This is a genomic window from Acetatifactor aquisgranensis, assembly GCF_943193215.1.
In the GTDB taxonomy this organism is placed as follows: Bacteria; Bacillota; Clostridia; order Lachnospirales; family Lachnospiraceae; genus Acetatifactor; species Acetatifactor aquisgranensis.
Map to the genome: position 1 here is coordinate 121,575 of NZ_CALPDH010000014.1, position 25,653 is coordinate 147,227.

Here is a 25,653-nt window from a genome sequence, read left to right on the forward strand (position 1 = left end):
TTTTACGCTCTGGCTCTTTTTATACATTTCTTTGTGACAGACAGCGGGTTCGGTGATAGGGATGCCCGGTTTCCGGTAATTGACTACCAAACCGTTAGACAAAGCATATGTTTTGTGTTAAGCTGTTACTATGCCGCAATCATATAAAACGGATGGTTTTTACCAGGGAGATGAAAAGCGTGATTAGCAATCTGTGGGACACTGACCCTGTCTATGTTTCAAATTTGAAATTGAAGCAGATTCTTGTTTTAGCCGGAGACGGAAATATTTTATGTACCAGGGTAAACGGAAAGTGAAGCACATGATGTTCCCAGAACTGGACGAAAGGCCGTGGAAAGGCAACGAGAAATATTGTAAGCATGTTATTTTTAAAAAAGTAAAGACTTAAATAATTTGTTGTGGTATACTATTCTTGATTTTATATATTGTATATTTGTGATAAGGTTTTAATTGATATTGATAATAGAGTAAAACTTTAATATAGATTAGAAATTGCTATTGGAGGACAACAAACAAGATGGTCTTGAATAAACATGGTTCGTTTTATATGAGAAACGGATGGGGTACAAAAATTCTGCTGGCTGTAAATGAAGACAAACATATATTTTCTCCAAGTAAAGAACAAGAAGCTGTTGACAATATTGGAGTGGGGCGGATTATGATAAAAGCCTTGAGATATTGGGCTGTAGCCATGGGGCTTACAACAGAAGGGAAGGATGCGGAGGGAATCGTACAGGAAAAAACAAATATATTTAAGGCACTAGAATTTTCAGATATATATTTTCAAAGACAAGGCTCTCTTTTACTGATGCATAGAAGTCTGGCACTTAATAAAGAAGAAGCGACAGCGTGGTATTGGTTATTTAATGAATGGGGAAGTAATTCCATTTGCAAGGAAGAATTTATAGATGCATTTTACTTATATTTGACAGTGAATGGCGTGAGTATTCGGAAAGCTGCTGTTGATAAGGAGTACAATTGTCTTAGAAGCACTTATATTGGTGACGATAATTTTGACCTTAAAAACATAATGGATGAAGATACATACCCTTTTTTAGCACCGTTAAAGATACTTTATGTTGATGATAATAAAAGAATGGCAAAGAGATTATTGACCCAAAAGGATATTCCATTGGAAATCTTAATCTATTGCATTGCCATGGATAATATAGAGGAAAGCAAAAATAGTGCTTCCATTAGTATAGACAAGCTAATGGAAGAACGTTATCAAATTGGTAAATATTTTAATATGAAATATTCAAAGTTGATGGACTTCTTATTGGAAGCAGAAAATAAGGGATATATTGCGCTAAATAACAATTTTGGAAACCGATATGTGGAGTTCGTGGACAGAGAATATAACCAATTGCTGGATAAATATTATATTGGGTAGGTAGAAAAAACATATGGACTATTCAAGACTAATAAAAAGAAAAAAAGAATATAAATATTCGGCAAACTTGAATTTTGATTTAAAAAATCAGAACAGACTTGCCGAGTTCATTCCCAACAAAACAACTACAGAAATTTTGGCTGAATACTTATATGGCATTATCGAGAAAACAAATGTACATTCCAGAATTTTATATGGCTCTTATGGTACGGGTAAGTCTCACCTTTTGACTGTACTATGTGCGGTTTTGGGGCAGATAAATACAAATAGTAAGGCTTTTGAGGATTTATTGAGAGCCTTGGATGAATATGATAAATCACTATCCATATATCTAAAGGAATATGCGGATACGCAAAAACCTTATTTTGTTGTTCCTGTATATTCAGACCATAAAGATTTTGACAAATGCATAATTTATTCGTTAAAAAAAGAACTGGATAACAGAAATCTTGCAGTATGTTTTAAAGATTATTTTCAGGAAGCATTAAAATTATTAAATACATGGGAAAATGGTCAGGAATCATCTTCGCGATTACATGATATTTTGAACAAACTTGAAATTGAAGTTATAGATTTGGAAGCCGGATTGGCGCAGTATGACAACAAAAGTGAAAAGATGTTTGATGAAGTCTTTCGGCTTATGACATATGGGGCAAACTTTGTAAGTGAAACTGGAAATCTATTAGATAGCCTGGACACTGCAAATGAAGTGATTGCCAGTGATTATCAGGGAATTGTATTTGTATTTGATGAATTTGGCAGATATCTTGAAGATAAAGGGGAGTCTGTCCGTGTAAAAAGTATTCAGGATTTAGCTGAATATTGTGACCACTCTGTATTCAATAATTATGTGATTCTTGTGTCACACAAACAACTTTCTCTTTATACAGAAAAGCTGAGAGGTGATTTGAGCGAAGAATGGAAAAAGGTTGAAGGAAGGTTTCGGGCAACTTCGATTAATACTAAATATGACCAATGCTTATCATTGATTCCACACATAATACCTAAAACAGGGCAGTGGGACAAATTCAGTAAACGTTTTGAACAGGAGCTTAAGAATTTGTTTGAACGTGCTTATGGATTCAAGGGATTTCTGCGTCCACAAGATGGGAAAAATCCGTTTGAAGGTGGATTTCCTTTGCATCCCATCACCTTATATGCGCTAGACCGTCTATCCAAGCGAGTAGCACAAAATGAGAGAACCTTTTTTACTTACTTGGCAAGTGATGAAGAGAATGCACTTTTCAAGCAGATTAAGCAGATGGATACAAACGAGTTTCACTTTGTAGGGCTTGATTTGATTTACGATTATTTTGAGGTAAACATAAGGGCTTATAGGGCAGATGATGTATATGAAAACTATAAGAAGCTCCAGTTTGCACTTAACAAACTGGGTCCGGTTGAGACGGCTCAAACAGAAAGAAAAATATTGAAAACGATGGCAGTTGTCAATATTATTGCAGATACGGCTGTTTTATCGGCTGATAGGGATACCTTAAAATATGTGATTGATGAGGAAGATGATGCCATTGATAGAGCCATTGATTGCCTGGAGCATATGAAGATAATAAAGTTCATGAGGCAATATGGCTATTATGACTTTTTGGATAGTAGCATCTATGATTTTGACTCAATGATTGAAGAAAAAATTCAGGGCATTACAAATGAAATGATAATGACAGAGTTAAATGAAAAGTTTATTAATTTTGTAGTGTATCCCTATGAATATAACGCAAAATATCATATAAACAGAATATTTATTCCTGTTTTTTTGCAGAAACAGGATATCAGCAAAAAGTCATTATTGAGAATAATACCTCAATATTATGATGGTGTATTAGCACTGGTATTTGATGATGATTACTCAGAAGAATTTTATACAAATACACAAAATACTTTAGAACGTTCCATATTGTTGGTGAATCCTACCTCCAATGAGCTAAGAGAAGAAGTGAAACGCTATATTGCCATCGAATATTTTTATTCTATTCGGGAGGAATTAAAAAAGGAGGATCCAACGGCGGTAAGGGAATTAGAACTATATTTAGAGGAACAAAGGGGGATTGTCAGCGAAGATATCCGAAAGTGGAAGTCTTTTGAGAATTCAAATATATTGACATTTGTAAATGGTGAATGCAAAAAGCTATTATCAGAAAAAGAACTGGCAACAGAAGCAAGTCAGATGATGTTTAGGGCATTCAATAAAACAATAATTGTAAACAATGATATTGTAAATAAAAATAATCTTTCAGGAACAATCAAGGCATCGAGGGTTAAAGTCATTTCTGCAATTATTAGTGGAGAAGATAATGGGACAAGTGCATTTTCACCCATGTCTCCAGAGCATACCATGCTTCGCTCAACTCTTTTGAAAAATGGATTTATTGAGGATAATGAAGTAATTAAGAATGTCTTCCCCCAAGAGGCAGGAGCGGCTGCAGGGGAGTACACCGGAGATTATGTAAAGCAGGAAATTATAAATTATTTGAGAAGATGTACTAGAGCACAGCGTCCTTTGCAGGAGTTGGTGAAGCTTTTAAAGGAGGAGCCGTTTGGACTTAGAGATGGATATATTCCATTGCTATTTGCAGTCGAGTTAAAAAAATATGAGAATGTGGGAATTTATTTTCATGGTGCTGAAAGAGAATATTCTGCAGAAGAACTTTTAAAAGCATTTGAAAGGCCTGATGATTATTATTTCTATTTATGTGACTGGACAGAAGAGCAGCGTAGATACATAAATGGATTAGAAGAATATTTTGCGGAATATTTGACGTTGAATCCCAAAAACAGATTGAGAGAGCTTTTGGGAGCTATGAATAGGCACTATGCTAATCTACCCAAAATTGCAAGGGCAACGGATAAATATGTTTCAGAGATGGCAAAACAATATAGAGACATCATGAGTTTATCACATAAGGATTTTAATAAGTTTTTCTTTGTAGAACTTCCTAAAATGGAAAGCAATTTGGATGATCTTTTGCAGATTATAAAGCGGGTATGTGGGGAGTTGGAAAATGTCCTATTGAATCAAAATAATAATATTGATACAATAGTAAGAAATCTTCTGGATTTTGGGAAAGATGAGACGCTTGCACCAGGACTTATTAGAATATATGAATCAAAGTGGGAAGTAAAGAAGCAGAAAAACTTTGATTATCAGACAAATGCATTTTTGAATTATGTTCAGGCGTTAAATCCGGAAAGTGATAATGAAGAAGTAGTCGGTAATATCGCAAAAATAATTGCTGGTTTTGAAACGGATTATTGGAGCGATTCAATGATTGAAGACTTTGAAAAGAGGCTGCAAGATATACTGGAACGATTAGATGACTATATCTCTGATGGGCAGCCCGGGGAGAGCGAATTCCAAATTATCATAAAGACGGCAGGAGAAGAACCCAAAGTATCAACTTATGATAAATGCGAAATAAGTGAAAATGGTCAAGTGATGTTGAATAAAATGAAATCCACATTGAACGGTTTTGGACGAAATATTCCGCAGGAGGAAAAAGTGGTGATTTTGGCTCGGCTTTTATCGGAAATTTGACATTACAGAGGTGGGTAAATGATATTCTGGTGCGATAAATGTAATGTACCGGTTTTTGACAGGCAATTACATAAGCAGATTTGCAATGGTAATTTGACAAAGATTTCGGAGGGAACCATCTGCAATCCTGTATTCAAACAAGAGCGAAAACTTTTAAGTAAAATTGCGGGAGAGGATTTAGAGAATAAAAGTATTTGGTATTTAGGTGCGACTAATTATTATATAGATGGGCAGCTTGTGCGAATTTCATATAAGGATTGGTATAAAGAAAAAAAATACTTAGAGTTTGCAGAGGAGTTGAGGGATAATATTGAAATAGAGAGAGATTATTCTCCTTATATGGGGATAGTGGAAGCTAATAAGAGGTATTTACAGGGTCTGGTTTTGGACGCAGAAAAGTATGTAATGGAGACTGCAGAAAAGTATAAGAATTCATATAGAACATCCATATCTTTTTCTGGGGGAAAGGATTCGACGGTTGTCAGCAGACTTGTAAGGGACACTTTGCAAGATAATAAGATAATCCATTTTTTTGGAGATACTACCCTGGAGTTCCCGGAGACATATGACTATGTTAATACAAAATTTAGAGAGGAAAACCCAGAAATTTTTGTGCTTCCCAGTGAGCCGGAAAATGATTTCTTTCAGTTATGCAAAGTTTTTGGCCCGCCAAGCCAATATGAACGATGGTGCTGTACCATTTTTAAAACCAGCAGCATAAATAAAGAGTTGGATTATATGCCAAAGAATAGTTTGACTTTTTTGGGAATCAGGCATAGTGAATCGTTAGCCAGAAAGAAGTACGAGAAAACACAGAAGCATTCAAAGATTTCCAGTCAGATTAACGCAATGCCTATAATAGAATGGACTGATTATGATGTATGGCTTTATATTTTATACAAAAACCTTTTGGTTAACGATTGCTATCAATTAGGGTACAAAAGAGTAGGCTGTTGGTGTTGTCCGAATAATTCCGACTGGTCAATGATGTTGACTGCAATATATCATCCAGAGGATATGCAGCGATGGAAAGAAATGATATATGATTTTGCAGCTAAAACAGGAAAGAGAGATTTAGATGACTATTATGAGGAGGGACGTTGGAGAGTAAGAAGAGGAGCCAGTGGCCTGGAGGAAAAAAATGTCACAATCATGGATACTGTCTGCAATTTATCTGATACTGCCAGGAATATTATTGCAGGAAGAAAGCTGAACCGAGATGTGATAGAGCTGTTTAAGCCCTTTGGCGATTTAAAGATACAGGACAAGAAGGATGAGACATATATAGAAGTTTATGATAAAGACAAATCAAAAGAATATCGCAAGTGCTTTTCGTTGATAATTACATTCGGCACCAATGTTTTGAAAGTTCTTCCAGAAGAGAGAATCGATGTCACCAACCTGGTGAACAGATTGAAGTGCCAGCTAAGAAAATATCAATTTTGTATTCGATGTTCAGCCTGTGATTCAGTTTGTCCATATGGGGCAATCGATACCATACACGGTGCCTATACCATTGACGAAAGCAAATGTCAGCATTGTAAAGCCTGTATTGCGAAGTTTTACAATGGATGTATCATCTGTGATAAAGTTGCAGGGAAGAAAGGGAAAGATGATTTACTTTGACAATGCTGCCACTACAAAGGTAAAGCCAGAAGAAGTATTTAAAGCTTTTGAATACTATGTACGCGAAATAGGGGTAAGTCCTGGAAGAGGCAGTTATTCCCTGGGTATTAGTGCGTCCAGAATGCTTTATCAAGTCCGAAAGAAAACAGGTATTTTTTTCGGACTTGATAATCCAACCAATGTTATTTTTACCAAAAACTCAACAGAAGCAATAAATCTGTTCTTTCAAGGATTTCTGAAAACAGGGGACCATGTGGTCATTTCCTGTTATGAACATAATGCTGTTCTTCGTCCCTTGCACTATTTGAAAAGTATTGGAATGATTGATTATTCTGTTATACAGCACGATGACCTGGAATTAAGTCCAGAAAAATTGTTAGATAAATATACCAGAACCAATACAAAAGTGTTGGCTTTGACATTAGCCAGTAATCTTACAGGAAGGATTATCTATAAACCTGAATTGTTTGAAGAAGCGAAAAAAAAGAACATTACGACGTTTTTGGATGCTTCCCAGGGCGCAGGGAAAATATCCATTTCGATGAAGGCCGGCCAGATAGATTACCTGGCATTTACAGGACATAAAGATTTGATGGGCTTGCCAGGCACAGGAGGTTTGTGCTGTAAAGACAAAGAAGAGATAAAGCCACTGCTTCAGGGAGGGACGGGGATTCTCGGAGATGAATACATGAATCCCCAAGTTTTTCCGGAGGGCTTAGAGGCCGGTACATTAAACATGCCTGCAATTTGGGCATTAGGAGCTGCCATAGACTTTTGTGAACAGAACAGAGAAAAGATATATAAAAAAGAAAAAGAGCTTGTTGAACTATTATTAGAACAATTAAGCACTATTAAAAATATAAAAATATATGATTACGAGTTTGGAAGAGTGGGCGTAGTAGGGTTCAATATAGACGGCTATTCAGCCGATGAGGTTGTGAAATACCTGGATACATGGGGAATCTGCACCAGAGGAGGTATTCACTGTGCCATATTAGCCCATGAAGCCTTAAAAACCGTAAAAACAGGTGTGGTTCGCGTTAGCGTGAGCTGCTTTAATACAGAGGATGAAATATACGAATTTATCGACATATTGAGAAGACTGGGTGAGTAAAATGAATATTGCTTTTTATAGTACAAATGAGGTCTTTGCCGGGGAAGAAAAATTAAAAGAAAACGATATTGAATGTGAGATTGTGCCGACACCAGCAACTGATAAGGCCTATTGCGGCGTATGCATAGAGACGGAGGAGGAAGAAGCAGTCTCTGTATTAGAGGGGATGGAATTTCATATAATTTATAAAGGGGCGGGACATGTCATTTAGAGAATTGTCATTGCAAAAATACTATAAAACATATAAAAATAACATAGTAAAAGAATTTTATATTCCAGTGTTAAAAAATGCCGTCCTATATCAACGCTCCGTAGGTTTCTTTTCATCTACGGCATTGATTGAGTTGACAAAGGGTATTTCCGGATTAGTAAGGAATAACGGAAAGATACAATTTATTGTCTCTCCTTATTTAAATGCAGAAGATGTGGAGGCAATGGAGAAAGGATACGAGAAAAGAAAAATCGTAGAAAATGCTTTGCTCCGGGAATGGAAAGAGCCAGAAAACTATTTTCAGGAAGAGAGATTGAATCTTTTGGCGCATCTCATAGAAAATGGTATTTTAGAAATAAAAGTCGCATTTACGCCGCCTCGTAGAAAAATGGGTATGTATCATGAAAAAGTTGGGATTGTGGAGGATAAAAATAGAAACAAAATAGTATTTACAGGCTCGTTAAATGAGACAAGTAATGCATTTTATAACAATTACGAGTCTATCGTTGTATTTGCATCATGGGAGGAATCCAAAGAATATGCGGATGAGATGCAAAAGGATTTTGACTTGTTGTGGAGTGGCCAGGATAAGGATTTGGAGGTTATCGATTTCCCGGAAGTAATCCGGGAAAGGATTAAAGTAAGGAAAAAACCGGAAGCAAATTATGACATTGATGCAGTGGAGAAAATAGAAGAGGAAAAAGAAATCAAAAGGGGCAATCCCAAAATACCAGAGGGATTTGGATTAAGAGATTACCAGATAGAAGCTATAGAGACCTGGAAAATGAATGGATACTGTGGCATTTTTGATATGGCGACGGGAACCGGAAAGACTTATACCGGTTTAGGGGCGGTTGCAAAACTTTTTGAGGAAAAGAAAAAACTGGCTATTATTATTGTGTGCCCATACCAGCATTTGGTGGAACAATGGGTAGAAGATATAGAACTATTTAATATGGAGCCGATTATAGGGTATTCGGCATCGAAGCAGAAAAATTGGAAACAGAGATTGGAAGACGATATACTAGATTTCAATTTGGGTATTATTGATTCTTTTTGCTTTGTAACTACAAATGCAACTTACTCTTCTAAATTTGTCGGCGGCATGATGAATAGCTTAGGAAAAAATACTTTGCTGCTTGTAGATGAAGCGCATAATTTTGGGTCCAATAAATTGCAAAAAAGCCTTTACCCTCAAATTGAATTTCGCTTAGCGCTGTCGGCAACATTAGAGAGGCATGGTGATGAAGCGGGGACGCAGGCACTGAAAGCGTATTTTGGCAACAAATGTATTGAATATGATTTAAAAAGAGCAATCAAAGAGGGAAAACTAACCCCTTATTATTACTATCCTATTCTCGTATATTTGGATGCCGAAGAACTTATGGAATATAAGGATTTATCATACAGAGCATCGAAAGAATGCCATAAGGATAAGCATGGAAAATTGAAAATTACCGAGAAAGGGAAAATGCTATTGGTGCAAAGGGCCAGAATTGTGGCCGGGGCAAAAGGAAAATTAGCTATTCTGCGGGAAATAATGCAGAAATATAAAGATAGCTCTCATATCTTAGTATATTGCGGTGCGACACGGGTACAGACATTTGAACAGGATGAATCAGAACGGGATGAGGAAGGGGAACGTCAAATAGTGGCGGTTTCCAAAATTCTTGGAAATGAACTGGGGATGAAAGTAACTCATTTTACTTCAAATGAATCGGCTCAGGAGCGAGAAGAAATAAAAAGACAATTTGCCACATGCAATCCCTATCAGGCTATTGTGGCAATTAAGTGCCTGGATGAGGGGGTAAATATTCCCAGCATAAAAACAGCTTTCATTTTAGCGAGTACCACGAATCCAAAAGAATATATCCAGAGAAGAGGAAGAGTGTTGAGGCTTGCCCCCAATAAGCCTTATGCTGTTATCTATGATTTTGTAACACTTGCAACATCTTTAGAGGAAGTCAACGTATATGGAACAGAGTTTAACTGCGAGAAGGCATTGGCAAAGCGGGAACTGGCAAGAATAAAGGAGTTTGGCGAAATATCATTAAATTCCAGGGATTCAGACAAATTAATAAATGAGTTGATTAGCGCCTATCAAATTTCAAATGATGAAATGGAGGATACAGAAGATGGAGCAGAATTTGGATGAGAGAAAATTGGATATTATCAAGTTTCAGATACTCGATATGGAAACGGAAAATACGGTAAAAAAAGAATCAAATCCTGCTATGGTAGAAAAGATTAAGAAGATGATTATTCGGGAGGTGGAGAAGAGATGATTATCAATAAACTTGAAATGTACAATTTCAGGCAATATATCGGATTACAGGAAGTCGAGTTCTCCACCGATTCTGAAAGGAATGTCACCGTCCTGATAGGCGTGAATACCTCTGGAAAAACTACGATTATCAGAGCTTTTGAGTGGTGTCTGTATGGAAAAAACGGCTTTGAGGATATGGTTCTTCTTAATAGTGAAGTGCGGGAAAATATGAACATGGATGATATCCAGGAAACATGGGTGGCGGTAACTTTTATTCATGATGAAAAGGTATATACCATTAAAAGAACCCACAGATATGTTTGTATGGAAAGACATGTAGAGAACGGCAAAATAATGGTTGAACTGGGGAAAAAACCCCAGGAGGATGTTATTCTGGAATATCTTCAAAAAGATGGACAGACGAAATCAGAAATAGACAGGTCAAATATTGAGGAGTCCATGAATAGGGTATTGCCCAGAGATTTGTCCGACTATTTCTTTTTTGGCGGCGAGCGAATTTCCGGGATTGCCAACCGCACCGACTTATCAAAAGCAGTTCGAGGGTTAATGCGGTTGGATGTATTGGAAAATGCATACACTCATTTACGAACTGTTGTAAAAGAGTTTGAGGGAGATATTGATACCACGGGAGACACAAATGCCCAAAAAGCAAAGGATGGACTTGAAACTTATACAAAGAGAAAGACGGAACTTGAAGAAGAACTAAAAAACTATTATGAACAGGTTGCTTATTGGCTTGAGGAAGAAAAGCTTTTTGACGCTCAACTTGCAAAAAGTAATATAGAGCAAGTAAAAGAGTTGGCAGACAGAAGGAGAAGAGTTCAAAGTGCTCTTGAGGGAGAAGTCAAAAAACTTGAAAGAATTAAGCAAGATATAGTTCAGCTTTTTAACAATCGCACATTTGCGTATTTCGGTTTGCCCTCTATTAAGGCATCTCTGGAATTTCTGGAAAAGCAAAATGCGAAAGCGGGCGGTGTGAGAGAAAGCATACCGGCGATGGAGCAGGATGCAATTGATTATTTGATTAAGCGGGGGACTTGTATCTGCGGTACTCCGTTGAAACCTGGTACTCCGCCTTTTATGAGAGTCATGGAGGAGAGACGAGTGCTGCCTCCTGAACATGTAGGCGATGCAGTAAGGCAGTATAAGGATAAATCAGAAGGCTATTTAGCGGGGACGGAGGATTATAAAGACAATATAGAACGTAAATTTATTGAATACCGTGAAACAAAACGCCAGATTGGACAGCTACAAAATGAATTAGAAGCATTGGCAGGAAAGGTTATTGATGACTCGGAAGCGCGTAGAATAGAAAATAATCGGAAAAACGCGCACATAAAATATTCGGAGGCGAAACAGGACTATGACTTATGCAACCGGAAATTAGGCGAATGCCAATCCAATATAGAGAATTGCCGAAAAGCAATTGATAAATTTGCAAACAGCAGTAAAAGAAACCAGCGGACAGCCAGATTGATAGCATATGCACAACGCGTATACGAATGGCTTCTTGACACCTATAGAGAAAAGGAAGACATTGTCCGCATTGAACTGCAAAAACGGGTAAACGAGAATTTCTCTAAAATGTATCATGGAGAAAGGGCAATAGAAATTGATGATAAATACAGAGTCAAATACTCTGATATTACCACCGAGGAATCGGACGGGCTAAAAGCGGTTAAGAGTTTTGCTTTTATTGCAAGTCTCGTCTCCATGGCAAAAGACAGAATACTGGATGAGGATGATATGAAACTGGGACAAGTTTACCCGGTCGTCATGGATGCGCCTTTTTCCAATGTGGATGAAATACATATAGACAATATTTGCAAGATTCTGCCGAAAACCGCAAATCAAGTGATTATGGCAGTAATGCAGAAAGATTGGGAATATGCATCAGGCAATCTTCAGGGCTACGTAGGGAAGAGTTATAAAATCGAAAAAGACAGGGATGTTTACGGTAAAGAAATTGATACTGTTACACACATTGTTTAAGGGGGATGGCCATGTTTGATAAGGACTTTAGGATAACCGGAAAACATGCAAATTATTGGAAAGATTTATGCGAATTGGCTGGAAATGTGCCAGATAGGGAGCTGCACGATAATTTTAAGATATTCAATGCTTATATTGATGCCTATATAGTTTGTCCGCTGATTGGGTACCAGTACAACAGAAAAGGGGTAATTGATAATTCTGTGGAAGGTAATGCGGGTATGCTTGCAGATGTATTTGGCAGGAGGAGACAGGAATTAAAGTATGTATATCAAATCATAATGATGTTGGATGTGGATTCGGAGCCAGACGAGGATAAGCGGCTGTATAGGGCATTTAAATTTGCAGAAGAAACACCGGAAGATAAAGCACTGATAGAGAAAAACATGAAAATATTTAATGCCTATTTTCTTGGGGGTTTGGAAATTCTGCATGAGGAATTTGTGGAACAATGCCATGATGTGGATGACTATTTAAAGCAGATTTACGCCTATGTCAAAAGATTTTATGACGAACAGAACGGCGATGCCATAAGAGAAGGGATAAGCAGGTATTTGGACTAAGGAGCGGGGGATTTGTCTGGACAAGAGATAGCCGAGCAGGTTGGCGAATTGAATAACGATTTTTCTGTCCGGCATATTTCTGCCTTTCTGGAAGAGACAGGCTTAATGGCAGGGGATAAGGGATGCACAGTAGAATCATGCGAAAAGTTTGTATTTTTACATGGGGATTCTAATGAAGTATACAATGTAAAAGAGCGTAAATTTATTGAGGGTGTGGGAGATATCTTTGTATATTCAGACTTTTATAGGAAAACAAAGAGAGGAAATATGCCCTGCCGGTTTATTGCTGTGGACTTGTCTTGGAATCCGGATGATATTTATGCCGCAGTATTCTTTATGAAAATAGTGGTTAAAGCTATAGGCGGTTTTACTATTTTTGTGATAAAACTGAGTGATGGTGTGCATCTTGGGGTAAGATTATTTGATAGTAAAGAGGAATGGAAGAACTGTGCTTTATCGGAGCCTGATAAGCTGCCGGATATTTTAGATGAAGTGACGTTGGAAAGTGAAAGCGAATGGTTTTTAAAATACTATAATACGTTTGCGGAGGCTGTAAAGCCAGTAGCAAGGTATGTGGATTATGATGAAATGATTCTAAGAAAGCGTGGTATACAATTCGGGTATATAGATTCACTGTATGAAATAGAGCGAAAATACGGAGAAAGTGTGCAAACAGAACTCCAAAGATATATAGATTTCTTTCAGAATGAGCTAGGAAAGGGTTTTGCAGAGATTTTGGAGGAAATCGTAGAAGAACTAAGAGACATACAGTCTTCAAAGGTGAATACGATTGAAATGCTATTCGAAGCAGATGAATTAGAGCGAGTAACGACGGAAGCTGAGGAAAGCAGAAATAAGGGGTTGGAAGGTTTATATGAAAACAGACAATCAGAAAACGATTCTGGTTTAATAGAGGAAATGAAGAGCAATCCAGAAGCACTGATTAAGAAGCTGAAGAGAATCAGGGGACTGATATAGGAGGGGATATGAAGTATTATGACTTAAATGACGGTGAATATAAGAAAGGAAGACTTACAGAAGACCAGATGTGGGAAGCATTCAGGTGGCTCTTTTCGGAAAAGTCTCTTAACGATTCCAGTTATAAATTTATTTTCTTAAAATCCATAATCGACTGTATGGAGAGGAAGGAAGCAAATGGCAGGATTTCATTTGATACTTTGTTTGATAGGTTTACCAGTATCTCATGGAGTCTTGTATTGAAATATAGAATCAATCAAAAAGTGAAAGCAAGAGGAAAGAAAGCTTCACTATTAGAACAGGATTTATTAGATTTTTTTGAATCCGGCGGTTATGAAAAATATGTGCCTATATCAGAGATCAGTGAAAAAAGCCGGAAAAAGCTTGTCAAAAAAGTAAAGCAAGACTGTAAACGATATGTTGTTGGGGCTTTATATGGGGATATGAAAGAATTACTCTATTCTTTTTCGCGAAAAGAGGAATGGATTGAATTGAACCAACAAATGGAATCTTTTATTGAGAAACATAAGGAATTGATAGAGAGCTTAAATTATTATAAATGGGCGGTTTTCTATCAAAAAATAAATGCAGAGACAACTGCCAGGAATTGTATCAGTTTACTTGCCCCGGGATTTGAGAAAAGGAAAAGTGAATCCATTTATAGAACAATTCTCGCGTATGAATTTGAACGGGAGGTTCCGGAAACTATGAATTCTATTGAATTATTGTTTTGCGCCGAAGATATGTCCCAGGACATGGAGGTCTCAAAAGATAATCTTGAAGAAGAACTGTTTCAGGATTATGGCAGCATGAGAGATTATTTATCCAATCCGATTGTGCTGATTGAGAAGCTGAAAAGACAAAAAGGAATTATAGTTTAGCGGTACTGGTTAGTGCCTGATGAGCAGAAAAAATACAGATGTAAAGGAGAACAAAAGTGTGTAGGTTTGTTGACGTTGTGGAAAAAATAAAAAGTTCATCAGTTGAATCTGTAGCAAACAAAGAATTTTCGGATTTTAATAGATATATGCATATTCCTACAGAAATGGACAATGAACTGGAGACGGCTGTCAAAAGAGCAGTCGATTATCCGAAAGCATTGATATTGGTCTGCGGAAATTCTGGAGACGGGAAGTCTCATTTGATTGGAAAGATGATGGCGGATGGTATAATCAAAGAAACAGAATTTGATGTGTATATTGACGCAACCTCCAGCGACCGAAAAGGCTTATTTGCCAATGACAAACTGAAAGAAAAACTGATTCCGTTTCAGGATGATTCTATTGATAACGGAGAGCCATATCGTCTTATTGTCGCAATTAACTTAGGGGTTTTGAATGACTTTTTAAAAAAGAACCAGGGTGAATTTCAGATTCTTGCTGCATATATAGAAAACAACAGACTATTTGACAATCTTCCTACATGGAAAGAGATAGAGATTGAAAAGAACAGACAGGAGAGACAAGAGGGAAGCTTTTTGATATCACATGTTGATTTTACAGAGTATCATAGATACTCTTTGTCTTCTGATGGAGTGGGGACAGAATTTGTCAATGAATTATTGTCAAAGATAATCGGAAAAACAGATGACAATGATATCTATAAAAGCTTTGTACATATTTGTGAGAATTGTGATACCAAAACAAACTGTCCTGTCTACCATAATTATCTATTTTTATCCGAAAATGTCGCTGCCCAAAATTATTTGATATCCTTACTTGTGAAAGCAATAATAAAAAATGGACTGATACCATCTGTGCGTGAAATAAACGATTTCTTTTATGAGTGTATTGTAGGAAACTCCTTTGAGAAATGCCAAAACAATGTAAAATCAATAGAAAGATTAAAGCACTTTATACATAATAACTTATTCTGGAATATGTTTGAAAATCCAACAGGATTGTTAAAGTTTGTAGGCTTAGAAGATATTTTAAATTCAACACATCAAATAATTGATGAAAAGCTTATCCGACTGAATTTGACACCATCATTTGATACGTGGCTGTCACAAATTGCAACAGAGGAAGAGGGGATATTTTCACAAATCGAGTCAGATATCAGATACTGTAGCAGTAATCAGGCAAAGAAATATAGCGAAGCGAAAGAAGAGATAAAAAGGGATATTTTTAAACTGTATCTGAGATTTTGCGCTATGAAAGAAGAAGATGATGATGATGATTACAGTAATTTTATAAAATATCTATATTACTACAATACAGGCAATGTGGACGAGTGCGAGAATATATATGATTTGGCTATAAAGTGTTTTTATAGATGGAATGGGAGATTGATAAACAACGAAGCGAAGGAGATAGACAATGCCGTAATAATATCAGGCAATAGTGAAAAATACTGTCTATATAAGGTGGTAGAACTTGAGTTTGTGCCAGAGAGAGAAATGGTTCCTATTGATAGTGGACAAGCATATTGGAAATTTTCTAACAGTGTCAAATTATGCTTTAAGGTGCAGAGAAGCGAGGAAATCTTTGCAATTGACATTGATTATGACTTATATTCCTTTATGCTGAAAGTAGACCGGGGATATCAGCCAACCAGTTTCGACCGAAGAGCGAGAGTAAAATTCGATTCTTTTGTAAGAAATATTGCATCAATAGCGGATGGCGAAATCCATATTTTCTCTTATTTGGATGGTGGCCATCGGTATAGGATAAAGAAGAACTTTATCGGTAAATATATTTTTGAAGAGGAACGATAATATGGGCGATTTTATTTTTGATAAGGATATATTTAAGGAAAAATTTTTGCAGGGAAAAGATTTGAGAAATCGAGCAAAGAGCACCGCAAAAAATTGTGACAGTGTGTGCCCGGTGGGAAGTGACACTTCTACCCAATATAGCAAAATAACCGAGTTGGATATTGTGACAGATTTATTGCATAGCTTGCAAAAAGAGCGCATAAATACGAAGAAGCTGCCAGATATAAATAATAAATTGATGAGTGAAATTGAGAAACAGGTAAAGATTCCTGAAGACAGATTGAAACCTGTTTTTAGAAGCATTATGGAAGACTTATATTTGGGTGATAGTGGGGATTCTGAGCTGTCATCTTTATCATTATTGAGATATCGTGATATTGGAACCCAGGCGGATATAGGTAAGTTTATATATGATGTATTACTGGACGATGAAACCAGGTTGAAGCTGCAGAAAATGTTAAACGAAGCTGAAAATCCTTTGGATGACATAGTAAACAGAGCATATTCCGAGTTGAACATATTACAAAAAGAAGATGGGGGACAGGAATATACGAGAATTTTTGAGCAAGAGTTAAAAGGGATATTTGAGACATTAAATAGAGATATACAAGCTGCATTGTATGTTCAAGAAGGATTTACAGAGGAGCTTACATTCTTGATATCTTACTTTTCATTTATTTATCTGTCCCAGCTTGCGCTCCGATTGGATAGGGATTTATATCATAAAGAAAGCGATGAACGGATGCATTTACTGTTTAAGATGGGAAAAGAATCTGTATCAAATGATAGAGAATGTATTGCCCTGGGGTGGAGAAGGCTTGAAAAGAAGACGAAGAAAATATTTTCACATTTAGTTTTATTGAATATGTTGAATGAACACGATAATACCAGTCCCTTTTTGACATATTCTGAATTATACAAATTATATGAAGATAATCCAAATATAAGAGCAGAAATGGAAGAAGCCATAGATTTTTTAATTGATGAATACACGGTAAACCATACATATGGCGCCAGAAACGGGGGAATAATTAACTTTACAGAATTGACGAGAGAATTTGGAACTGTGGGTACAATAGAATATTTTACAGCGAAGATAAAATATTTATTTGACTGTATAGAGTATCAGTTGCAAGGGATTCCTACAAGGGAAACCGTCAGAAGAAATGTCTGGTGTAATTATGAGCATCTATTAAAGATAAGATTTGTAAAGTCTTGGGGAAATCAGGGAAAAATGATTATGATTTCCAATAATGACTTATTGTTGATGATTCGGATATGCCAGAGGTCATCTGAGAATATGATTTCTAATCTGGGAATACAGATTAATGACCTGTTTAACGAATTTGAAAATAGAGGCTTATATTTTGACGGACAGTCCAAGCAGTATATAATAAAATATTTGCATGAAATCAACTTGATTGACAGCAAAAGCGATAGCGAGGAGGCGCAGTATGTCAAACAAATTCAATAATAGGAATATCATTTATCTCTATGATTATATTATTCGAACCATGGTGTTTTTCTTTTCTGATAAAGATAACATCGTGACAAGCCGCTATGTACTCTATTTTGACAGTGAAAATAGCATTCAGCAATTTGAAAAGAGATTAACTGAAACTTTATCTGATGCAGATGCTATAGATGATTTGAGGAAGAAATCGGGGATTCAAGGTCTGCTTGTTGAGCTTCTTCCGGAATATGAGATAAATAATGATGATGGAAAACTTGAATACTCCGCCACGCAGGTTAGATTTAACGATGGAAACTATAGCAAGACCATTGTATATATTCCCGATTGCGATAGAAATGGGGGCTTATTGGGGGATGCTTTCAAAAATAATATTAGAAATAAATTTGTGGACGAAAAAGAAAATAAAGTTCTGTTTTATTTATCCGTAAAGAATATTGCCAGTGTATCTAAGACCACCGAAAATTTTCAAAAACCGGGATTGCCCCTATGTATTGATGGTGTATATGAGAACTTAAAGGATAGAATATCGAATGTGAATGGAACGAATGAGAAGATAACATTAGAGTTTTCTTTGGAGAAAATAATGCAAAATAAACTGGAAACCGATAACTCGCTAATAGAATTTGCTCCAATTATGAGAATTGTAGAGAACAAATCACTGGAGAGAGAAGATTTTCATGATTTGCATCTGTTTTCCATGAGTATGACGGATTTGGGAAAGAATAATGGAAAACTGTTAGAAGATAATTACAAGCTACTTCGGGATATCAATATAGCAATTGAAGACCAGGAGGTGGAAAGCTGTCTTTCGGGATATGATGAAAGCTTGGCATCAGAGATTAAAAAGCTATATGAGAAGTATGCGGAGGAATGGGATAAATATATTTCTTATGAAAAAATAGAGGAGCGAAAGAAATCTGGCCAAAAGAAATTTAAAGTGGAGGAGGTCACTGTAAAAGATGCTGATGGCATAGAATTGTCAACGGAATATTATTCCAAGATAGATGCTAATACGATTTTCCTTTTTACAAAAAGCTATGACAAAGAGAAAAAATTTTATATAGAAATAAGATGTACGCAGCGTGCAGCAGTTGATTCAGAAAAGACAGATTTCGATGAGATAGAGACGAATGCAAGGGGTACATTCATTAAGGTATGTATAAATAAGCCGGCAAATTTCTATAATGGAACAATATGTATTGTTGGGGGAAAGGAGAAAAAGAAATACAGTCTGGATGTAATTGTTATGGATACAGACAACAAGTTTATGCCGGAAGCTTTTGTCGGGACACGAAAGAAAAAGAATGATTTAATTTTTCTCTTCGAAGTGGTTGATTATGTCCTGATATTTGGAGAAGAGGGAACAAATGCAGAACTTGAAATTGACTGTACAAATGTATCAAAGATAGATTATCGAATTAATTCTGCCAATAATACAATGGTAAAATTCAGACGATCTGCGGAGGATGAAATTGTTGATGAGTGTGACTTGGCCTTTTTAGTAGATGATGAATTTCGGTTAAATTCAAAAATTAGATTTGAAAGGCAAAAGCTAAGAATATTAAAAATCTATGAATTATTCAATAAATGTAATATAGACAAAAATACCTATTTCATAAGCGATGATGTCATCACAAATATATATCAGAAGAGTGACAAATTTAAAATAGATGAGTTTACTGTCGCAGGGAAATCTTATAAGACAGAGCAATTATTTCATATTGAGCGGGAGTTTGTGGAAAACAAGATAAGATATGCAGGAGCCAGCCAATTATCGAATATTAACGCATTACCCTGTAATGTTCCTGCGGAAATCATCGCTGCATATGATGCAGTGTGCGCATACTTTTCGAATCGAGGCACCTGTGTTTCCTTATGTCCTTATGACGAAGAATTAAAAAAGCTTTATCATGATTATATTGCCGAGATTATGAAGTATATTGGGAAAGAGTCAAAGGACTTTAAACATAGCGATACGCTTCGGGAAGAGATTCATAATATTCTTTATCTGGGAATGGTAGTTGACACAGACGGATTTATGTGGCTTACTCCTTTAAGTCCGCTTAGCGTGGCCTACCAGATGGAAATGAATGAGAGGGAAGAGCAGATTATCAGATTTGATGAAGAACTTTATGCAAGTTTAGGATACGGTTCGCTTTTACCTTTTATTTTGAATGGGGATGGTAAAGTTTTTCAGACGATAAAAGGGAATTATCCTGTTCAGTGGGCCTGCTATTACGATGCCAGACAGGCGGTAAAAGGGGATAAAAAGACATATTATGATAAGATAAAAGATTATTATACCAAGTTTTCTTACTTGTTTGAGGATATCCCTAACAATACTTTTACCCTGAATATTGTCGGAATATATCATACACAGGAAATAATAGATGCTCTGATTGCACTGTATAGAAAGAATAGTGATTTCAGAAAATTAAGAGTGGAGTTAAACTACTATTATCAAGGCCTTGGAAGAAATGAATTGGATGAAATGACAAAGCCTGATTATATGAGAAGACGCGCTGAAAACAGTTTTGGAAAAAAAGATGCAGACCTGGTTGATGGTTTCTGTGATTGGTATACCGAAAATCTATCGTATTTTGCAAACAGGGATGAGGGAACATTTGGCTATTCTCATATTACGTTTTGTGCCATGCAGGATTTCCAGTCAAACAAGACAAATGCTATATCTAGGGCAAAGTCTGGAATCATGCTTGGCGGATTGGTATCGGATATTCCGTCCACTTTAGACAGAGAAAGCGGGTTTTATAAGTACGGATTTGGGGCGCAGCATATTGAGGAAGCTTTGGGTGATTCTTTGTTATGTGAATTGGTAACTGCCTATAACGAATTGGCCAATTGTGATATGGGCAGTCCGATTATTCGGGATTATAGCATTGCTTTGGCAGTTCAAAACACGAAATCCCCAAAGCTAAAGGCAATTTATGATGCCTCTAATTGGGTGGTTTTTGTAGAACCTAGAATTGATTTGGATTTCTTCATCAATCAGGAAGATGAGAATGATGATTTGATTATAATTCACTACCCGGATAAAAATATTACTGCAAGTGGATATTCATCTATTACGGTGACAAAGAAGTCCCAACAGTATATTGATGTGATAACGGCATATCTCAAAAGCAGATTGACTCAATATAGAAAAGAAATGGACATAAAAGGGGTCATAAGAAACTATAATGCATATAGTGGTGAGTGGCTCATGACTTTCGTCAAAAATAATGTGCTTATGATTGATGAAAAAATAAGCTTAGTATCTGCAATAAGATTTTGCAGGGTGTACTTTGCGCATGTGATGTCGGAGTATACCTGGGTCCCACTTGCATTAGACGAGATTTTGCGAGTTACTGGTTCTATTGGAGGAACATTGACAAACTGTTTATTCTCCAAAAATGCATTGGTTGAGAGAGGAGTTATAGAGAAATCTAACGAGAATTCCGATGATATATTGATGGCTGGTATCAAAGTAACAGATTCCCACATTTTTGTGAAATATGTTCCCGTTGAGGTGAAGCATGGGCAGGTGAATGCGGAGGTAAAGGAGAAAGCTCATAAACAGACTGGGAGTACAGCCATTCTGCTGTACCAAACATTTGTGGATAAAGTAGATGATGAGGATATCAAGCGGATTGATAAGGTCATTTATCGGAATTATATGATGCAGCATGTAATTTCCAATGTCGAAAAGATGACAGCTTATGGAATTGCAGAGACAGATAAGGAACAGTATGAAAAGCTAATCAATTCGCCAGTTCGGGTTATGTTATTAAATGATAAGTATGACCTGGAAATGGAGCTGAACGATGAAAAATTCGCATTCTATTTCATGGAGGGCAGAAATAATGTGAGTCATCAAAAGTGTGTTTCAGATAATGTGACTGAAATAATGACACCGCTTAAGGGCATGTTTGAGTATCTGATTGACGATGAAATCCTGTCAGAAGCTGTGCAGTCCTTGGTTGAGACAGAGTACCTTACAGACACATCTCATTATGATGCACCTGATGATGAAACAATGGATTATGACGATTATGATGGTCCAGATGAGGAAGTTAAGGAATTAGAAAGCATAGCCCGGTCGGTTGCAATCGCTAATAACCCAGTAGCGGGGCGGGATTCTGAAGAGAAGACATCCTCGCCGCACAGTGTAGATGAAATGAATGGAAGTCCAGAATATGCCCGGGTTTTAATAGGACAGGATATAACAGGGACACCGATTTACTGGGAATTTGGGAATAGAAATTTGGCTAACAGGCATTTATTGATAACAGGAATATCTGGGCAGGGAAAGACCTATAGCATCCAGACAATGCTGTACGAACTGGCAAAAGTGAATATGCGGGCAGTCATTTTTGACTATACAGAGGGATTCAATAAAAAACAATTGGAAAAACCTTTTGTCGATGCAATGAATCAAAAAATAAAAGAAAGATTCTTTTATTATGAGGGAGTCCCAATCAATCCTTTTATCCGCCATGATATTGATTTGGGGGGGAACATAATGAAAGAAAAAGCGGCTGATGTTGCGTCAAGACTGGCGGACATTTTTTCCCATGTCTACGATTTCGGCGACCAGCAGTCATCAGCAGTGTTTACAGCTATCTTAAGCGGAATAAACAGGCACGGAGATAAGATGAATATGACATATTTCAGGGCGGAACTGGAAGAATTACAGGAAGACAATAAAGTCGCTAAAACGGTCATTTCTAAGATGAATCCCTTTTTTCAGTCTATATCTTTTGAAAATGATTCAGATTTTGACTGGGGAGATGTGCTGTATGGAACAGATAGCGAAATAAATATTTTCCAGTTAACAGGAATTAATCGGGAAATGCAGGTTATTATAACGGAACTAATGTTGTGGGATGCCTGGTATTATACAAAGAAATATGGCAATAAGGATAAACCATTTGTTGTTGTGTTAGATGAGGCGCAGAATCTGTCCCATAAAAAAAGCTCCCCGAGTGCAGTCATATTGACGGAAGGAAGGAAGTTTGGATGGTCAGCATGGTTTGCAACACAATCCTTGAAAATTTTAAAGGAAGATGAAGTTGTTCGTTTATCGCAGGCGGCATTTAAACTATATTTTAAGCCTACAGATGATGAAGTCGTAAAAATTGCAAGACAGTTAGATCCGACAGGTGAAAGTAATTGGACGGCAGAGGTAAAAGGGCTAAAAAAAGGACAGTGTATCGTGGCTGGAGAACGACTAAAAAATAATGGGACATTTGGAGGGAATCAGCCTGTGGTAGTTTCAGTTTCTGCGTTTGAAGAAAGGATATAAGTATTCCTTTATTTTGTGAGCGAAATATTGGGTGAGGAAAAATGAGAGGTTTTGGTGTAATGACTAAAACTTTATAAGCAAATAGTTTTGTATTAAAAATTCCATGAAAGGCGTGGAGAGGAGAACGCAATGTCACTACAAAAGATAAAGCAAACCTTTGATAACCTACCCAGTTGTACCGCATGGTCTCTTCAATTGCTAAATGCCAGAGCGATAAATGGTGAATCTGCCTACAACGCTCATGACATTACAGTGACGACATCCGAAGCAATAATCCAATTCACCGAAGAGCTGGCACAAACATATACTAAGGAGAAAGGCCGCCTTTCAAAGTATCAAATGGTCTGCGACTACGATGGAAGTGCCATAGAGAACAGAATATATAAAATTGAGAATTCCAGTGAACTTATCAGCGAATCCTACAGTAAGCTGATAAATGCCATGGATAATGCGGACATGAAAGGAAATGCCTTGGAATTCTCGGCTAATGCCTATGTCCTGCGAGGGAATGTCCTCATAGATGGGACAAGAGTGTCCATTAGCCTGTTCACTATCATCAACCCATTCAAGGTATTAAAGCACACTCTTGCATACGATGGCGACAGCTTTAAAGTATTGAAGGACAAATACTTGATGTTGCGTGGATATGTCGATGTTGCAATAATCGATGATACAGCATATCTTTTTAACATGAATGGCGAGAAGCTTTTTAACATGGAGAGGGCATACAGGGCTATCTGCAGCGACAGGGTTGAGGAGATTATAGTTAGTGGGGTTGTGTCAGATAAAGACATGTTCAGGCAGTATGCCACTTCTGGACATAATCCGAGGAAATTTGTTGCCTTTGATGAAAAGAGGTTGCAAAAGATTGAGAACGATGGAAGCTTCAGAAAAAGAATGGCTGAAAAGTTTGGAATCATACAGACATCAGAAGGGTTATTTGACTCCTCTGATGGCAGCAATGTAAACAGGATAGTCAAATTCTTGTGCAAAAAAGGTATGATTGACCCGGTAAACGACAATCCCGTGGAAGTAGAGGGTGCAAGGCAATGGAGATGAGGTGATAGGATGTCTATTTTATTTCTCATGAGCATGTTTTTCTTATCATTTGCACCATTGTGGATTTGCATCATATGTATTGATGCAAAAAGCCTTATTGAAGGAACTGATAACCCCTATACGGAATGGATAAGCTTGGCATTGATAGCCGTAGTACTGATAGCCAGTGTGTCTAGCGCAGCAAAAACATTGAAAATGCAGTTAAGTCCGGATGAGGACAGATATATGGTTGTTGCTGCCGAGAAAGATACTGTTTCCACGACAACGTATCTTTTATCCAATGTATTGCCGCTTCTGGCCTTTGATTTCACCCTATGGTTTGATGCCGTTCAATTCCTGATAATCTTAGTATTTCTTGCCATGCTATGTCTGTTGCACTATAGGTGTGACAGTAATGTGTGCCTGGAACTTGCTGGATATCGGTTATACAACTGCAGTTTACGCGGTAAAGGGAAGCCTGATGCGAAAGGAAAAAAGGCAACAATATTAATCCGCCGCAAACAGCTAAATGTAAATGATGAGATTATTTTTCGAAGACTAAATGATAATCTGTATATTGCAAAATATATGGCTCCTGAAGAACAAACATAATAAGCTCCTAAAATGAGGAATAAAAATGCACATAGAAACCTCGCGAATGACAATCCGCAGCTTCATCCCGGAGGATGCCCCCGACCTGTACGAAATCTTCGGCGATGAAGAAACCATGGAGAACTGTGAACCAGCCTACGACCTCGGGAAGACCCTGAGCTTCCTCTCTTCCTTCTGCATCGCCCGAAAAGGCGCTGTAGCAGCGGTTCACAGAAAAACAAATAAAATGATAGGCTATATCCTGTTCAACGAGTACGAAGAGGACATCTATGAAATAGGCTGGATTTTTAACCGCAGCTTCTGGCGGCAGGGCTATGCCTTTGAGGCCTGTAGGGCCGTGATTGACCATGCTTTCCGTGAACGCAAAGCCCACAAGATTTTTGCGGAAGCCATCGATGCTGTAAAATCCGCCAGCCTGATGGAGAAACTGGGAATGCGGCCCGAGGGCATACAGCGGAGCCAGACCAGGGATAACCACGGCAACTGGGCAGACCTGTACTTCTACGGACTGCTGGAAGAGGACTGGAGGAAACAGCAGGATAAAATTATGATAAAATCTTAACGCCGCTGGCCATCTTGGCGTAGGTTCCCTTTATGATAAGCGATTCCTTGGTAAGCCAGCAGCACCGCGGGCAAGTGGAGAATGGCAGGTTCTTCCAACCGCTTGCTTTTTTAGAGAAAATGCGTAAAACCGGTATTAATTTATAAATAATATGGTACAATATCTAAGGAAAGCATCTGATTTAGGGCAACAGAAAAGAATAACTTGTACAAAAGATAAAATGCCCTAAATCTGA

At 37.3% G+C, this 25,653-nt stretch carries 17 protein-coding genes; all 17 read left to right on the forward strand.

What is annotated here, in order from left to right; all coding sequences use genetic code 11:
• Positions 1-517 precede the first annotated feature (517 nt).
• The 17 genes from NFS35_RS13760 (at position 518) to NFS35_RS13840 (ending at position 25,418) form a co-directional block, all read left to right on the forward strand.
• On the forward strand, positions 518-1,393 hold the full coding sequence (locus tag NFS35_RS13760) for a DUF4007 family protein (protein WP_251207695.1): 876 nt from the start codon (positions 518-520) through the stop codon (positions 1,391-1,393).
• Between the two features lie 13 nt (positions 1,394-1,406).
• A complete protein-coding gene (locus tag NFS35_RS13765; RefSeq protein WP_251207696.1) occupies positions 1,407-4,943 on the forward strand; it encodes a hypothetical protein in 3,537 nt (1,178 codons plus the stop codon).
• A gap of 18 nt (positions 4,944-4,961) precedes the next feature.
• Complete coding sequence (locus NFS35_RS13770; RefSeq protein WP_251207697.1) at positions 4,962-6,569, forward strand: phosphoadenosine phosphosulfate reductase domain-containing protein; 1,608 nt, start codon at positions 4,962-4,964, stop codon at positions 6,567-6,569.
• Entirely contained in the window at positions 6,526-7,683 is a 1,158-nt protein-coding gene (locus NFS35_RS13775) for an aminotransferase class V-fold PLP-dependent enzyme (protein ID WP_251207698.1), read from the forward strand. Before NFS35_RS13770 ends, NFS35_RS13775 begins: the two co-directional genes overlap by 44 nt.
• Position 7,684: 1 nt before the next feature.
• Positions 7,685-7,894 carry a DUF3343 domain-containing protein gene (locus NFS35_RS13780; protein ID WP_251207713.1) on the forward strand — a complete coding sequence of 70 codons (210 nt, stop codon included), beginning with the start codon at positions 7,685-7,687 and terminating at the stop codon, positions 7,892-7,894.
• Positions 7,884-10,049, forward strand: coding sequence for a DEAD/DEAH box helicase family protein (locus NFS35_RS13785; RefSeq protein ID WP_251207699.1), 2,166 nt, complete (start codon positions 7,884-7,886; stop codon positions 10,047-10,049). The genes NFS35_RS13780 and NFS35_RS13785 overlap by 11 nt, the downstream gene beginning before the upstream one ends.
• Entirely contained in the window at positions 10,030-10,179 is a 150-nt protein-coding gene (locus NFS35_RS13790; protein WP_251207700.1) for a hypothetical protein, read from the forward strand. The genes NFS35_RS13785 and NFS35_RS13790 overlap by 20 nt, the downstream gene beginning before the upstream one ends.
• The gene (locus tag NFS35_RS13795; protein WP_251207701.1) at positions 10,176-12,173 is read left to right on the forward strand and encodes an AAA family ATPase; all 1,998 of its coding nucleotides are present in this window, start codon (positions 10,176-10,178) and stop codon (positions 12,171-12,173) included. The genes NFS35_RS13790 and NFS35_RS13795 overlap by 4 nt, the downstream gene beginning before the upstream one ends.
• Before the next feature lie 11 nt (positions 12,174-12,184).
• Positions 12,185-12,736 (forward strand): hypothetical protein, encoded by a 552-nt coding sequence (locus NFS35_RS13800; RefSeq protein WP_251207702.1) that lies wholly within the window; start codon positions 12,185-12,187, stop codon positions 12,734-12,736.
• Positions 12,737-12,748: 12 nt separating this feature from the next.
• Positions 12,749-13,714 carry a hypothetical protein gene (locus NFS35_RS13805; protein WP_251207703.1) on the forward strand — a complete coding sequence of 322 codons (966 nt, stop codon included), beginning with the start codon at positions 12,749-12,751 and terminating at the stop codon, positions 13,712-13,714.
• An 8-nt stretch (positions 13,715-13,722) separates the two neighbouring features.
• Positions 13,723-14,595, forward strand: a complete 873-nt coding sequence (locus NFS35_RS13810) for a hypothetical protein (protein WP_251207704.1) — start codon at positions 13,723-13,725, stop codon at positions 14,593-14,595.
• Between the two features lie 56 nt (positions 14,596-14,651).
• Entirely contained in the window at positions 14,652-16,430 is a 1,779-nt protein-coding gene (gene dptF / locus NFS35_RS13815; protein ID WP_251207705.1) for a DNA phosphorothioation-dependent restriction protein DptF, read from the forward strand.
• 1 nt (position 16,431) lies between these two features.
• Complete coding sequence (gene dptG / locus NFS35_RS13820) at positions 16,432-17,904, forward strand: DNA phosphorothioation-dependent restriction protein DptG (RefSeq protein ID WP_251207706.1); 1,473 nt, start codon at positions 16,432-16,434, stop codon at positions 17,902-17,904.
• Entirely contained in the window at positions 17,885-23,206 is a 5,322-nt protein-coding gene (locus tag NFS35_RS13825; protein WP_251207707.1) for an ATP-binding protein, read from the forward strand. Before dptG ends, NFS35_RS13825 begins: the two co-directional genes overlap by 20 nt.
• 129 nt (positions 23,207-23,335) lie before the next feature.
• Positions 23,336-24,265, forward strand: a complete 930-nt coding sequence (locus tag NFS35_RS13830) for a Kiwa anti-phage protein KwaB-like domain-containing protein (protein ID WP_251207708.1) — start codon at positions 23,336-23,338, stop codon at positions 24,263-24,265.
• Between the two features lie 9 nt (positions 24,266-24,274).
• A complete protein-coding gene (locus NFS35_RS13835; protein ID WP_251207709.1) occupies positions 24,275-24,856 on the forward strand; it encodes a hypothetical protein in 582 nt (193 codons plus the stop codon).
• A gap of 25 nt (positions 24,857-24,881) precedes the next feature.
• Positions 24,882-25,418 carry a GNAT family N-acetyltransferase gene (locus NFS35_RS13840; RefSeq protein ID WP_251207710.1) on the forward strand — a complete coding sequence of 179 codons (537 nt, stop codon included), beginning with the start codon at positions 24,882-24,884 and terminating at the stop codon, positions 25,416-25,418.
• Positions 25,419-25,653: the final 235 nt, after the last annotated feature.